Source organism: Streptomyces sp. NPDC055239 (assembly GCF_053606205.1).
Genome location: NZ_JBSGRD010000007.1, coordinates 210,333 through 223,954 on the forward strand (window position 1 = coordinate 210,333; position 13,622 = coordinate 223,954).

Consider the following 13,622-nt stretch of genomic DNA (forward strand, 5'->3'; position numbering starts at 1 on the left):
CCGCGGGGGCACCCGGGGCGGCCAGCCCGGCGGCCCCCTTCTCCCCCGCCCCCGCGGTGGCACTGGGCCCCGGGGTGGGGCCCGCCCCCGGGGGGGGGGGGCCCCCCCACAACCCGCCTCAACAGCGGGCCGCGATCTACCAGATCGACTCGACCCACTCGGGGTGGTCGATGAACGGGTTCCGGTTGTGCTGGAACTTGTCGAAGATGACCTGGTTGCGGTTCTTCTCGAACGTGTCCGGCGGGTCCTCGTCGCTCCACTGCTTCAGTACGGAGAGGCGCCCGATCGCGGGGGCACTGCCGTTGGAGACCTTGTCGTTGGGCTCCAGGTCGGCGAAGCCGTCCCCTCCGTCGTAACGCACGGCCATGTACAGGATCATGCGGGCCACGTCGCCCTTGACGGCGTCACGGGGCTCGAAGGAGTCGGAGTCGGTGTTGTTGCCCGGCGCCTCACCGACCGCACTGCCGCCGTTGTCGAAGTCCTTGTTGCCGCGGACGCTGTTGACCGAGACATCCTCGGGGCGCAGGTGGTGGATGTCGGTGCCGGGACCGGTCGAGGTGCCGAAGTCGCCGTGGGACTTGGCCCACACGTGCTCACGGTTCCACTGGTCCGGGTCGCCGCCGTTACTGTCCTTGCTCTGCGAGCGGCCGGTGTAGAGCAGGATCACGTTGCTGCTGTTGTCCGGGTCCTGATCGGTGACCTTGAGCGCGTCCCAGACCTGGCTGTACGACAGTTTGGTCTGGTCGCTGATGATCGTGTGCAGGGCGCTCTTCAGCTCAGGACCTGTCTTGCCGAGCGCGTCCTTGTAGTACGTGTCGTCATAGGCGCCGAAGGATGTGGCGGACGGCGTGGGGGCCGTGGTCGCGGCGTCGGCGGCGGCGGGGACGGTGATCCCGACGAGGAGCGCGGCGGCCGTCATGGCCAGTGGTTTCCAGCGACGTATGTGAGGGACGGGCATGTGGGGGTGTCCTCTCCCGGAGGCTCGCGCACCGCGGATCCCTCCAACAGGACCCGCGTTCTACGCGAGTTGACAAGTGGGTAAACCGGAGAGTGGCACGGGTGGGCGCATCGCTGTATGAACGTTGTGCGTCGAATTTGTGACGATGTCATGGACGCGACAAGCGGGGTAAAGGGGGCCATCCCCCCTACAGGGGGCGGACGGTGAGGATCTGCTGTGCGTGTCCGACGGGGCCGTTGACGTCGTGCAGGACGGTGCTGGTGATGCCCTGTCCTGTGGGTCCGAAGGTCACCGTGGTGTCGAGTCCGGTCCAGCGCCCCTCGGGCTGCCGGTGGAGGTGCACGGTGAGGTCGACGTTCGGGAACATCCAGGCGGTCGGCGACTGGCGTACGGCGATGCCGTTGGCGGTGTCGACGAGCGCGATGTACGACGCGAGCGGGCCGGCGCTCTGCCCGGCGACGAGGTCGAGACCGGTGGAGATCCACGCCGTCGTACGGCCCGGCTGCGGGGGCGCGAGCGGACGGACGTCCAGCGAGGCGATGTATCCGCCGGGCCACACGGAGGCCATGTGCCACGGCGTGAGCCCATCCGGCGGGGTGAGCTTGTCGGCGCCGCCGCCCGCGACGGCGCTGGTGTCACCGGACGCGAGGAGCCAGGCGCGGGCCCGCACCACCGGACGGTCGGCCATCAGCACGACGGCCTCGACCAGTTCGACGGTGCGGCCGGGGCGGATGGTCTCCACCCGGATCTCGCACTCGTCGAGGGCGAGGCGCCCGAGGATGTCGAAGCTGATCCGGGCCAGGACCAGGCCGCTGTCCGGCTGCGTGGCCAGGTACCGGTCGATGGCGTGCACGATGAGGCCGCCGAGCGGGCTGAAGTGCTGTTCGTCGACGTCCCAGGCGCCGCCCGCGTGGGGCGTCGGCTTGTAGCGGTGCTCGTCGATGGGCTCGTAATAGCTGCCGGTGTTCAACGGACGCTTCCCTCTCGGCCTTGCGGATGCGGGGTTCCAGTATCCGAAGATCGTACTGACCGGAGGAAGACCGGGGCCGGACGGTTACCGCAGACCGTTGAGGTAGTGCTCACCGATGTCGCGGAGGCGGTGCGAGGCGGAGTCGTGGGCCGTCAGGGCGCGGGCGTTGCGCCAGAACCTGTCGAGGCCGGGGTCGGTGGAGGGAGGCGGCGCGTCGGCGGTGACTTCGAGGACGCGGGTGGTGATGTGCAGAGCGGCCTGGGCCGTGACCGCTTCGGCCGCGCCCACGAGGAACGCGATGTCGGCCCGCTCGTCGGCGTCGAGCGCGGGGCCGGTCCCAAGACCCTGGGCCAACGCCTGCGTCGCGCGTTCCACCACTGCCGCTGCGCTGTGCGCGGCCGTCGCCAATTCCCCGTAGGCGAGCAGCAGATAGGGGTCCGTGGGCGGCGGTCCGCAGTCGCCGCCGGTGTCGAGCGCCGCCAGTGGGCCGGGGCGCGGCAGGGCGCGACTGATGTCCCGGGCCTCTGCCAGGGCGCCCTCCGCGTTGCCCAGGCCGACCTGGACGAGCAGGAGGCGGCGGGTCAGTGGGGCGAGGGCGGTGAACGGCGAGATCTCGTGCTCGTCGACGGGAACCGTGCCGAGCACTTGGTCCGCCGATACCGGTACGTCGTCGTAGCTGACGCCGCCCGCGCCGCTGAGGCGCTGCCCGAGCGGGTCGTGCGCGGGTTCCGTGGAGACGCCGGGGTGGGCAGGGTTCACCTGGACGACCACCCACTCACCGGTGTCCGTGCGCCGCGCCGTATGGACGAGCCGGTCGGCGACGGCGACACCCGCGGTCAGGGGGCGGCGCCCGTGCAGGACGTATCCGTCGGCGGTCGGTGTCAGGGCGAGGTCGGTGCCCGTCTGCGCGTCCGGCAGTTCGATGTCACCGCCGTAGAGCCACTGCTCGTGCACGGCGCGAAGTTCGAGCGCCTCCGCGTCCTTCGGCGCGGCGAAGAGGCGGGGGCTCCACGACAGGGCGTGGTGGTGCGCGAGGAGTTCGGCGATGGAGCTGTCCGCCGCGGCGATGTCCCTGACCGCCGTACAGGCCGTACGCCAGTCGCTGCCCCGGCCGCCCTGGCTGTCCTGGCCGAACGGCGTCAGGAGCGCGGGCAGTCCCGCCTCGCGCAGCCGCGAGACCTCGTCGAACGGGGGCTTGCCCGCCCGGTCGCGCAGGTCCGCGTCGACGGCGAGGTCATCGGCGAGTTCCCGGACGACGCGCGGCGAGGCGGAGGGGATCAGCGTTGTCACGGGGACGCCTCACAGATTCCTAGTTTCCCTACCTGATTGATAGGAATAGTGTGCTCGAACTCCTGTCGCGGCAAGGGGGTGTTCAACGGGCGGACGGCGGTGTCTCGCCCAATGGGATCTCGAAGGTTGGTCAGTCGCGGACCGCTCCTGCCTACCGCCCCGCTGCCGCAACGAAATTCGGTTACGGAACCACAGCTCGGATGCCTAGCATCGGGGCATGCCAAGACCTTCCGGATTCACCTACGAGCAGCGTCCCGACGCCAGCGTGACGATCACCCATCACGGCCGTGCGGCAGGGACGCTGCGAGGTGCCCGCGCCGAGAAGTTCCTCGCCGAGGTCGAGTCGGGCGACGCCCAGCTGGTGATGGCTCGCTGGACAGGTGCGTACAAGCACGGCAATGAGCGCACGGCGCGCGATCACCCACGGAACCGGCGTTGATCGAGCAGTTGTGGGTGGAGGGGGAGATGCCCTTCCTCGACGGCCTCTACCGGTCGGACGACACCGGCATCGACGTGCACGTGGACGGCCCCGGGGCCTACCACCCGGACGCCGGGCAGCCCATCCCCTTCCGTCTCGGAGAGCCGATCGACGTGGTCAAGGCCGTCGAGGAGTACGGCGTCATCGAGGCGGACCCCTACTTCGAGAGCCCGATTCCCGACGGGTCCGGTTGGGTGTCCGGCGGGGGCAGCGGGATGGGCAACATCGGCTTCCTCACCCGTCTCGACGCCGACGGCTCCTTGCGGTGGGTCGCCGTGATGTTCCGCTCCAACCCGTTCGTGGGTGTGCGCCATGAAGGGACGAGCGCGGTCTTCACCAATGACTGGGGGAACCAGCTGGTCCTCGACCTCACGCGGCCCGCGCTTGCCTGAAGGGTTCGGGGGCCGGCTCGGGGTCTAAGGGTTCGTCCAAGCCGCGGGGTCCGCGGCGAGCTCCGTGACGGGGTCCGGCAGTTCGGCGCCCGCGACATCGGCCAGGGAGACGCCCTCGAGGATCTGACGGACGTTCGCCCGCAGCGCGATCCACAGCGGCAGCAGCGATTCCGCGGGCCCGCTGTAGGCCAGCTCGGGAGGCCGGACGCCGCGCACCGACACGAGGGGGCCCTCCACGACGCGGATGACGTCCGCGATGCTGATGCTGCCCGCGGGCCGGGCGAGGCGGTAGCCGCCGTTGCCGCCGCGCTGGCTGAGGACGAGACCGCCGCGCCGCATGTCGTTGAGGATGCCTTCGAGGAACTTGTGCGGGATGTCCTGGGCCTCCGCGATGGCCTCGGCCTTCAGCGGCCCGTCGTCCTGACACGCGGCGAGTTGCAGCGCGGCACGTACCGCGTAGTCCGCCCTGGCTGAGATCCGCATGGCCGCATTATGCTGCACCGCCCTGAACGGAACGTATCGCCCCTGGTCATGGAGTGATGTCGCCGAGAGCCGGCCGGCGAGTGACCCTTCGGGCCGCGCGGATCTCGGCCAGATGCCCCGGGGCGCGGCCAGATACCCCGGGCGGGACAGCCGCCCGGCACCGGGCTCATTGCAGGGTCGTGAAGCGGGCGGAGAAGGTCTTGCCCCGCTTTCGGCGGGCGACCATGCTCCTGGACATGACCGCGATGACCTTTCTCGTCCCGCGGCTCCACGTGGACCTGGGCCGCCTTGCCTCCGCGGCGTGTCGTCGTCCACGCGTGGCCTGACCGCCGCCCGCATCTTTCGCCGGGCTGCTGCTGCCGCTGCCACTGACGCTGACGCCCAGTCAGCCGGTGTTCCCCTCTCTCCTTCTCTCCCTCTCTTTCCCTCTCTCCCTCGTGTCCTCACGCCGCGACTCGGCCGGACAGCGATGCCATCCACCGAAGGGATCTCACCCCATGACGTCCGCACCCGCACCTGCCCGCGCACTGGAGACCCCCACCCTCGCCGTCCAGAAAGTAGGCGGCCGGATCGGCGCAGTCCTCTCCGGAGTCCGCCTCGGCGGTGACCTGGACGAGGCGACCGTCGCCGCCGTGCGCGCCGCGCTGCTCGAGCACAAGGTCGTCTTCTTCCGTGACCAGCAGCACCTCGACGGAGAGAGCCACGAGGCCTTCGCCCGCCTGCTCGGCACTCTCGTCGCCCACCCCACCGTGCCTTCCGTGGACGGCCGTTACGCCCTCGGCATCGACAACGAACACGGGGGCCGCGCCAACCAGTGGCACACCGACGTCACATTCGTGCCCGCCTACCCGGCCTTCTCCATCCTGCGCGCCGAGGTCATCCCGCCGTACGGCGGCAACACCCTGTGGTCCAACACGGCCGCCGCGTACAAGGACCTGCCCGAGCCGCTCCGGGTGCTCGCCGACAGCGTGCGCGGTGTGCACACCAACGACTACGACTACGCGGCATCGCGCCCCGGCGCCTCCTCCGCCGCGCTCGACCAGCACCGGAAGGTGTTCACCGCGGTCAAGTTCCAGACGGAGCACCCCGTGGTCCGCGTCCACCCCGAGACCGGTGAACGCACCCTGATCCTGGGCAACTTCCTGCAGAAGCTGAGCGGCTTCCGTGCCGCCGACTCCCGCGCCCTGATCGGCGTACTCCAGTCGCACGTGGAGCGGCCGGAGAACACGGTCCGCTGGCAGTGGCGCGTCGGTGACGTCGCCATCTGGGACAACCGCGCCACGCAGCACTACGGAGTCGACGACTCCGACGACCACGAGCGCACCCTGCGCCGCGTCACCATCGACGGCGACGTGCCGGTCGGCGTCGACGGCCGCCGCTCGGTGCTGCTCGCCCCGGAGGCGGTGCCGGAGCCCGTTCACGGCATCGCCTCCGGCGCCTCCACCGACGGCGCGGTCGCGGAGGGGGACCCAGGTGTCCCCTTCGGCGACGATTCGGCACGCCTTCAATAAACCTGCACATCGAATGCGCAGCGCAGTCACGCTATTCGGCGAATACTCCACATCAAGTCTTGTGCATTGACCACAGAACTCGCGCTTTGATGCGAGAGTGTCCGCTTTGTTGGAAGGAGTCCTTCCGCTCGCGGGATTTTCGTCTGTGAAGCTTGTGAAGGAGCTGCCCCCACGTGGTGAACATGCCTGCACCCTGCGGTGATGTGTCGTCGTGAGCACCGTTGGCCGTTGCCTCGTCGATTGGATGTACGACCTGCGAACGTGCTTTGATCCTCGCCATCGCGGAATTCGCACATCAGGTTCCGCGGTGTTGGAAACACTTTTGCAACATTCATGAGAAGGGCAGCTCACACATGAACTACACCCCCCAGGTCGAGACCCTCGAGATTTCCGACGCCGACCTCGACAACGTCTCCGGTGGCCTCGTCGCCGGTGTCGCGGGCAACGTCACGGACACCGTTGACTCCATCGCCCCGGTCTCGGGCGTCGTCGGCGGCGTCGTCGGCACGGTCGAGGGTGCCACCGGCCTGAACACCGGCGCGGTCACGGGCCTCACCGGCGGTCTGACCGCTGGTCTCTGAGCCTCAGCTCACTGAGACGCCATGATTCGTGAGCCCCGGAACCACTGGTTCCGGGGCTCACGGACGCCACAGGCAAAGTAGATGCCACAGGCAAAGCAGAAGCCACAGGCAAAGTAAGGGAAGCGTTCCGTGCAGTTCCGCCAACAGGCTCTGTCCAAGCTGCAGTCGCCCGAGGAACTCGACCTTCCCGTGCGCTACGCCCGACCCCAGGGCCTGCTCGTACTCGCCGTCACCGTCGTCGTCATGATCGCCGCGAGCCTCTGGGCCGTGACCGGCTCGATCTCCTCCACACTTCGGGCACCCGGCATCCTCACCCACGGCCAGGGCAGTTACGTCCTGCAGAGCCCCGTCACCGGACAGGTGACCCGCGTCCTGGCCGAAGAAGGAAAACAGGTCGCCGCAGGCGCTCCCGTGCTCAAGGTCCGTACGGACCAGGGCGACAAGGTCGTACGCTCCATCGCCGCGGGCCGGGTGACCACGCTCGTCGCCAGGATCGGCACCGTCGTCACCACCGGCGCCGACGTCGCGACCGTCGAGCGCGTCTCGGGCAGCGACGACCCGCTCATCGCGATGCTCTATGTACCCGCGGACAGCGCGGCCACCGTACCCGTCGGCGCCTCGGTGGACCTCACGGTCCAGTCCGTACCCACACAGGAGTACGGCACTCTGCGCGGCCGCGTGAAGGCGATCGGGCGAGCCGCCCAGAGCGAACAGAAGATCAGCGGGTTCCTCGGCGACAAGACACTGGCCGGGCAGTTCACCAAGGACGGGCCACCCGTGGCCGTCCTCGTACAGCTCGAACGTTCCTCGTCCTCCAAGTCCGGCTACCAGTGGTCGTCCGGCGGAGGCCCGCCCTTCGCACTCGACTCCATGACCGTGGCCGACGGCGCCTTCCACCTCGCCGAGCAGCGCCCGATCGATTGGCTGCTTCCGTGACCGCACCACAGCCCTCCCCGGCACACCAGCAGCAACTGCCGCCCCCCGGCGGCCGTCGCAGGCACCGCCCCGAGCCCCCGCAGCGCAGCCGCCGCCGCGCCGCGCCGCGCCCCGCGTCGAAGGGCAAGCGGCAGAAGACCGTCCGCACCCCCACGGTCCTGCAGATGGAAGCCGTGGAGTGCGGCGCCGCCGCGCTCGCCATGGTCCTCGCCCACTTCGGCAGGCACGTCCCCCTGGAGGAGCTGCGCATCGCGTGCGGCGTCTCCCGCGACGGCTCACGGGCCAGCAACCTCCTGAAGGCGGCGCGCAGTTACGGCCTCACCGCCAAGGGCATGCAGATGGAACCGGCCGCGCTCGCCGAGGTGAAGGCGCCCGCGATCCTCTTCTGGGAGTTCAACCACTACGTCGTCTACGACGGCCCGGGACGCCGCCTCGGCCGCCGGGGCGTGCACATCAACGACCCGGACAAGGGCCGCCGCTTCGTCCCTTCGGAGGACTTCGACACCAGCTTCACCGGCGTCGTCCTGGTCCTCGAACCTGGCGAGAACTTCCGCACCGGAGGCCGCAAGCCCGGCGTCATGCGGGCGATGCCCGCGCGCCTTCGCGGCACCACCGGCACCATGCTCGCCGCGCTCTTCGCCAGCCTGCTGCTTGTCGCGGTCGGCGCGGCGCTGCCCGCGCTCAGCCGCACGTACATCGACCTGTTCCTGATCGGCAATCAGACGTCCCTGCTCGGTGCGCTGTTCGCGTCGATGGGCGCGATGGTGGCACTCACCGTGGTCCTGACCTGGCTGCAACAGGCGAATCTGCTGCGCGGGCGCATCATCTCCTCCACGCTGAGCAGCGCACGCTTCCTGCGCCATCTGCTGCGCCTGCCCGTCACGTTCTACGCCCAGCGCAGTCCCGCCGACCTCGTCCAGCGGCTCGCTTCCAACGACGCGGTCGCCGAGACCCTGGCCCGCGACCTCACGGCCGCGGGCGTCGACGGCATCGTCGTCCTCCTCTACGCGGCCCTCCTTTGGACGTACGATCCCCAGCTCACCCTCGTCGGTGTCGGCATCGCCCTCCTCAACATCGTCGCGATGCGCATCGTCATCCGGCTGCGGGCCACCGGTACGCAGAAGCTGCGTGCCGACAGCGCCAAGCTCACCAACACCTCGTACACCGGCCTGCAGTTGATCGAGACCATGAAGGCCACCGGAGGCGAGAACGGCTACTTCCGGCGGTGGGCGGGCCAGCACGCCACCACCCTCGAGGAGCAGCAGCGTCTCGGTGTGCCGAGCGCCTGGCTCGGCGTCGCCGCGCCGACCCTCGCGACGCTCAACAGCGCGCTGATCCTGTGGATCGGCGGCCTGCGCGCGGTGGAGGGGCATCTGTCGATCGGTCTGCTCGTCGCGTTTCAGGCCCTCGTCACCCGCTTCACCGCGCCGATCACCCGCCTCAACGGCGTCGCGGGCCGCATCCAGGACTTCGGCGCCGACGTCGCCCGCCTCAAGGACGTCGAGAACTTCCCCGTCGACACCCTCTACTCCCGCCCCGAACCGGCCGCGAGCACCCGCCGCCTCAAGGGCCACGTCACGCTCGAAGACATCACCTTCGGCTACAGCCCCCTCGACAAGCCGCTCCTGACCGGCTTCTCGCTGTCCGTCGGCCCCGGGCAGCAGGTCGCGCTCGTCGGCGGTTCGGGCAGCGGTAAGTCGACCGTCTCGCGGCTGATCTCGGGGCTCTACAGCCCCTGGGAGGGCACGATCCGCATCGACGGACAGCGTCTTGAGGACATCCCGCGCGGGGCGCTCGCCGCCTCCGTCTCCTTCGTCGACCAGGACGTGTTCCTCTTCGAGGGCACCATCCGCGACAACGTCGCGCTGTGGGACCCCTCCATCCCGGACGACGCCGTCGTCGCCGCCCTCAAGGACGCCTGCCTGTTCGACGTCGTGGCCCGCAGGCCCGGCGGCATCCACGGCCGCGTCGAGCAGGACGGCCGCAACTTCTCCGGCGGGCAGCGCCAGCGCCTGGAGATCGCGCGGGCCCTGGTCCGCCGCCCCAGCATCCTCGTCCTCGACGAGGTGACCAGCGCCCTGGACGCGGAGACCGAGCAGGTCATCATCGACAATCTGCGCCGCCGCGGCTGCGCCTGCGTCGTCATCGCGCACCGTCTGAGCACCGTGCGCGACAGCGACGAGATCGTCGTGCTCGACCACGGCTCCGTCGTGGAGCGCGGACGCCACGAACACCTCGTCGCCGCCGGTGGACCCTACGCCGACCTGGTCAAGGAGCACTGAGGTGACCTCGGTACCGCAACAGCAACAGCACGACGCCTACTCCCATGACTCCGTCGCGGCCGCCTTCGGTGCGCTCGGCACCCCGGCCGACTGCACGGGCCTGCGCAGCGTGCACCTCGAAGGCCCGCAGGTCCTCTGGCTCGTCGTGGCGGGCGCGCTCGACCTGTTCGCGGTCGACGCCGTGCAGCAGGGGCACTGGCACTTCCTCGGCCGCCTCGAACCGGGCACCCTGCTCCTTGGCCCCGTCGAAGGCCCCCAGCACACCCTCGTCGGACGCCCCCTCCAGGGCTGCGAGCTGCGCCGCATCCCGCTGCGCGAGCTGTACCGCCCCGACTACGGCGACACCTGGGCCTACGAGCAGCAGTACCCCAGCCAGTACGACACCCAGGACGCGTCCCTGAGCCTGCTCGAGCACGCCTTCGCGCTCGGCATCGGACGCAGCCACCGGGTGCTCTTCGAGGCACCGCTCGACGGCCGCACCATGGGCGACGACATGGTGACCGACGACGACATCCTCTGGATGCCGGTGGCGCCGGGCAGCGTGCAGTACGGATCCGCCTACAGCGCCGAGGCCGCGGGCGATCTGCTCGTGGCCGCCGACATGTGGCAGCGCATGGTCAATCAGCAGTACCGGCTGCTCTCGACCCTCGACCGCTGGATCGAACGCCTGGAGCGGGCCCACGAGGACCGCACGGCGGCCGGCATCAAGGCGGGCGAGACGGTCCGGGAGCAGGCCGACCGGACACTGATCGCCTCCATCGGCCGTTCCGGCAGGGGCGGTGCGCGCCGCAGCGAATCGCGGGGCGGCGACGACGCGACGTACGCCGCCTGCCGCCTGGTCGCTGAGGCAGCCGGGATCACCCTGTCCGGCGCCGCGGAGGGCGGTGCGGTGAGCGACCGGATCGACCCGGTGGAGCAGGTCGCGGTGGCCTCGCGGATCCGTACCCGCGCGGTCCGGCTCGACGGGCGCTGGTGGCGCGAGAACAGCGGCCCGCTGGTGGGACACCGTGCGGCCAGCGGGCAGCCGGTCGCGCTGCTGTGGCGGCGCGGCGGCTACGAGTCCGTGCACCCCATGTCCGGGCGGCGCACGCGCGTCGACCAGAGCAACGCGGAGGAGTTCGAGCCGCAGGGAGTCATGTTCTACCGCCCGCTGCCGGAGCGGACGTTGACGCCCTGGCACCTGTTCCGCTTCAGCCTTCGCGGCACCGGCGGCGACGTACGCAATCTGGCGATCGCCGGTCTGGTGACCGTCGCGATCGGGGCACTCGTGCCGATCGCGACGGGGCAGGTGCTCGGCGTGTTCGTGCCGAACGGCGAGAAGAGCCTCATCGTCCAGGTGTCCCTGGCGGTGATGATCACGAGCATCGTCTCCGCGGCCTTCATGCTGCTCCAGAACCTCACCATCCTGCGGTTGGAGGGCCGCATGGAGAGCGCCCTGCAACCAGCGGTCTGGGACCGGCTCCTCCGCCTGCCCACGCGCTTCTTCGCCTCACGCTCCACCGGTGAACTGGCGAGCGCGGCGATGGGCGTCAGCGCGATCCGCCGGGTCCTCTCGGGCATCGGCCCCGTCGCCCTTCAGGCGGGCACGATCGGCGCGATGAACCTGGTCCTGCTGCTCCTCTACAGCGTCCCCCTGGCCCTGGCGGCCCTGGGAATGCTGACCGTCATCGCCGCCGTGTTCCTCACCCTCGGCCTGTGGGAACTGCGCTGGCAGCGCCGCCTCGTCGAACTCAGCAACAAGCTCAACAACCAGGCGTTCCAGACGCTGCGCGGCCTGCCCAAACTCCGCGTCGCCGGCGCTGAGAGCTTCGCGTACGCGGCCTGGGCGGGGGAGTTCGCGCGCAGCCGGGAACTCCAGCAGCGCGCGGGCCGCATCAAGAACGTGACGACGGTCCTCAACTCGGTCTATCTGCCGCTGTGCACCCTCGTCATGTTCATCCTCCTCGCGGGCCCGGCCCGCGGCAGCCTCACCGCGGGCGAGTTCCTCACCTTCAGCACCGCCGTGACGATGCTCCTGACCTCCGTCACCCAGCTCACCGGGGCGCTGATCTCGGCGGCGGCCGTGCTTCCGATGTTCGAGCAGATCAAGCCGGTCCTCGACGAGGCGCCGGAGGTGCGGGGCGCGAGCACGCAGCCGGGCGAACTGCAGGGTGAGGTCGAGGCGCGGGCACTCTCCTTCCGCTACTCGGACGACGGCCCGTTGGTCCTTGACGACGTGTCCCTGTCCATCCGGCCGGGGGAGTTCGTCGCGGTGGTCGGGCCCAGCGGTTGCGGCAAGTCGACGCTGCTTCGCCTGCTCATCGGCTTCGACAAGCCGGTCTCGGGCAGCGTCCTGTACGACGGCCAGGACCTGTCGGCCCTCGATCAGGCCGCCGTCCGGCGCCAGTGCGGTGTCGTACTGCAGAACGCGCAGCCGCTCACCGGCTCGATCCTGGACTGCATCTGCGGCGCCGAGACGTTCACGCAGGAGGAGGCGTGGGAGGCGGCGGCGATGGCGGGCCTCGCCGAGGACATCAAGCGCATGCCGATGGGCCTGCACACGATGATCTCCGGCGGCGGGGCGGTCTCCGGCGGCCAGCGCCAGCGCCTGATGATCGCCCAGGCCCTGATCCGCCGCCCCCGCGTCCTCTTCTTCGACGAGGCGACGAGCGCCCTGGACAACGAGACACAGCGCACGGTCATCGACAGCACCCGCGCCCTCAACGCCACCCGCATCGTCATCGCCCACCGCCTCTCCACGGTGATGGACGCGGACCGTGTGATCGTCATGGCGGAGGGGCGGGTCGTCCAACAGGGGCCGCCCGCGCAACTGTTGGCAGATACGGGCGGGCGGCTGCATGAGCTGGTGCGGCGGCAGATGCAATAGATGTACTAGATGCAGTGACGTGTCCAGTGCTGTGTCCGGGGATCCGTTCCAGGACTCCGCCCGCGAAGACGTCGTACAGCGGCAGAGTCTCCAGGTGGACGTAGCCGATGTGACAGTCACAGACGGCCAGGGGGCAGGGGCGGGGTTCCAGGGCGCGGCGGTACGAGCCGTCGTACAGGTTGCCCAGTTCGGCGCGGACGAAGTGGCAGCGGCGGACCGTGCCGTCGCCGTCGACCGAGATGACGGACTCGCCCGTGCGGCAGGGGAGACCGGCGGAGCGGTGCGGGTGGCGGCTGTAGGAGAACAAGGGGTCGAGGGCGGCCCACTGGGCGGCCTCGTCGTCGGTGTACGTGTGGCCCTCCGCCGCGTTCACCCACAGGTAGACCTCACCGGGCAGCGCGGCACGCAGGCGCCGGGCGTCGTCGAGGTGGTCGGCGAGGCCCACGACGCCGACACTGAAACGCACGCCCCGCTCGGCGAGTTCGCGCGCCTTGGTGAGGAAGCGGTCGTACGGAGTCTGGCCCGGGTGATACGTGCACCACAGGGCGACGGTGTCGAGATCGGCCTCCGCAAGCCAGTCCGTGCGGCAGCTGAGATTCGTCTGGATCGCGACGCGTTCGACGTGGGTCTTGTGGGAGAGCTCGACCAGGGCCCGCCGGTACCAGGAGCGGACAAGGCCCTCACCCCATGGCGTGAAGAGGAGGGAGAGGCGGTCGCCGGTCTGGCGCTCGGCCCAGTGCGTGAAGCGCTCCAGTGCCGCCCGGTCGGTGCGCAACTGCTCCGGGGAGTCGCGGCGCTTGGCGAACGGGCAGTACGGGCAGGCGTAGTCGCACGACGCCAGCGGGCCTCGGTACAGGATCGTCAGGTCCATGGTC

General features: G+C 70.1%; 12 protein-coding genes. 7 read left to right on the plus strand and 5 right to left on the minus strand.

All coding sequences use genetic code 11. The annotated features are described in order from the left end of the window. Window positions 1–136: 136 nt before the first annotated feature. From ACWFRJ_RS23470 to ACWFRJ_RS23480, 3 genes are all read right to left on the minus strand, one after another. Window positions 137–958, minus strand: a complete 822-nt coding sequence (locus ACWFRJ_RS23470; protein ID WP_453534107.1) for an endonuclease I family protein — start codon at window positions 956–958, stop codon at window positions 137–139. A gap of 187 nt (window positions 959–1,145) precedes the next feature. Beyond that, entirely contained in the window at window positions 1,146–1,928 is a 783-nt protein-coding gene (locus ACWFRJ_RS23475) for a thioesterase family protein (RefSeq protein WP_453534110.1), read from the minus strand. 84 nt (window positions 1,929–2,012) lie between these two features. Then, complete coding sequence (locus ACWFRJ_RS23480) at window positions 2,013–3,218, minus strand: acyl-CoA dehydrogenase (protein ID WP_453534113.1); 1,206 nt, start codon at window positions 3,216–3,218, stop codon at window positions 2,013–2,015. A gap of 217 nt (window positions 3,219–3,435) precedes the next feature. On the opposite strand from ACWFRJ_RS23480, the gene ACWFRJ_RS23485 reads away from it, so the two are divergent. Both ACWFRJ_RS23485 and ACWFRJ_RS23490 read left to right on the plus strand, forming a co-directional pair. Then, window positions 3,436–3,657: a hypothetical protein gene (locus ACWFRJ_RS23485; protein WP_453534115.1), complete on the plus strand. Its 222-nt coding sequence runs from the start codon at window positions 3,436–3,438 to the stop codon at window positions 3,655–3,657. Beyond that, window positions 3,654–4,088, plus strand: coding sequence for a hypothetical protein (locus ACWFRJ_RS23490; protein WP_453534118.1), 435 nt, complete (start codon window positions 3,654–3,656; stop codon window positions 4,086–4,088). Before ACWFRJ_RS23485 ends, ACWFRJ_RS23490 begins: the two co-directional genes overlap by 4 nt. Window positions 4,089–4,112: 24 nt before the next feature. Here the strand turns inward: ACWFRJ_RS23490 and ACWFRJ_RS23495 are convergent, their stop codons facing one another. Next, a complete protein-coding gene (locus tag ACWFRJ_RS23495) occupies window positions 4,113–4,571 on the minus strand; it encodes an RrF2 family transcriptional regulator (RefSeq protein WP_453534121.1) in 459 nt (152 codons plus the stop codon). 497 nt (window positions 4,572–5,068) lie between these two features. On the opposite strand from ACWFRJ_RS23495, the gene ACWFRJ_RS23500 reads away from it, so the two are divergent. The 5 genes from ACWFRJ_RS23500 to ACWFRJ_RS23520 all read left to right on the plus strand — a co-directional run bounded on the left by ACWFRJ_RS23500 (window position 5,069) and on the right by ACWFRJ_RS23520 (window position 12,747). Beyond that, the gene (locus tag ACWFRJ_RS23500) at window positions 5,069–6,082 is read left to right on the plus strand and encodes a TauD/TfdA dioxygenase family protein (protein WP_453534124.1); all 1,014 of its coding nucleotides are present in this window, start codon (window positions 5,069–5,071) and stop codon (window positions 6,080–6,082) included. 353 nt (window positions 6,083–6,435) lie between these two features. Beyond that, complete coding sequence (locus ACWFRJ_RS23505) at window positions 6,436–6,663, plus strand: type A2 lantipeptide (protein WP_453534127.1); 228 nt, start codon at window positions 6,436–6,438, stop codon at window positions 6,661–6,663. Window positions 6,664–6,792: 129 nt separating this feature from the next. Next, window positions 6,793–7,599: an HlyD family efflux transporter periplasmic adaptor subunit gene (locus ACWFRJ_RS23510; RefSeq protein WP_453534130.1), complete on the plus strand. Its 807-nt coding sequence runs from the start codon at window positions 6,793–6,795 to the stop codon at window positions 7,597–7,599. Further along, window positions 7,596–9,881 carry an NHLP family bacteriocin export ABC transporter peptidase/permease/ATPase subunit gene (locus ACWFRJ_RS23515; RefSeq protein WP_453534133.1) on the plus strand — a complete coding sequence of 762 codons (2,286 nt, stop codon included), beginning with the start codon at window positions 7,596–7,598 and terminating at the stop codon, window positions 9,879–9,881. Before ACWFRJ_RS23510 ends, ACWFRJ_RS23515 begins: the two co-directional genes overlap by 4 nt. 1 nt (window position 9,882) lies before the next feature. Further along, window positions 9,883–12,747 carry an NHLP bacteriocin export ABC transporter permease/ATPase subunit gene (locus tag ACWFRJ_RS23520; protein WP_453534136.1) on the plus strand — a complete coding sequence of 955 codons (2,865 nt, stop codon included), beginning with the start codon at window positions 9,883–9,885 and terminating at the stop codon, window positions 12,745–12,747. Here ACWFRJ_RS23520 and ACWFRJ_RS23525 read toward each other — a convergent pair. Further along, window positions 12,647–13,618, minus strand: coding sequence for an STM4011 family radical SAM protein (locus ACWFRJ_RS23525; RefSeq protein ID WP_453534139.1), 972 nt, complete (start codon window positions 13,616–13,618; stop codon window positions 12,647–12,649). The two genes, ACWFRJ_RS23520 and ACWFRJ_RS23525, sit on opposite strands and share 101 nt — an antisense overlap. Window positions 13,619–13,622: the final 4 nt, after the last annotated feature.

Excerpts from the sequence above, each read along its gene's own strand:
- ACWFRJ_RS23505 (WP_453534127.1), top strand. The coding sequence starts at position 6,436 with ATGAACTACACCCCCCAGGTCGAGACCCTCGAGATTTCCGACGCCGAC.
- ACWFRJ_RS23525 (WP_453534139.1), bottom strand. The coding sequence starts at position 13,618 with ATGGACCTGACGATCCTGTACCGAGGCCCGCTGGCGTCGTGCGACTAC.
- ACWFRJ_RS23495 (WP_453534121.1), bottom strand. The coding sequence starts at position 4,571 with ATGCGGATCTCAGCCAGGGCGGACTACGCGGTACGTGCCGCGCTGCAA.
- ACWFRJ_RS23500 (WP_453534124.1), top strand. The coding sequence starts at position 5,069 with ATGACGTCCGCACCCGCACCTGCCCGCGCACTGGAGACCCCCACCCTC.
- ACWFRJ_RS23485 (WP_453534115.1), top strand. The coding sequence starts at position 3,436 with ATGCCAAGACCTTCCGGATTCACCTACGAGCAGCGTCCCGACGCCAGC.
- ACWFRJ_RS23470 (WP_453534107.1), bottom strand. The coding sequence starts at position 958 with ATGCCCGTCCCTCACATACGTCGCTGGAAACCACTGGCCATGACGGCC.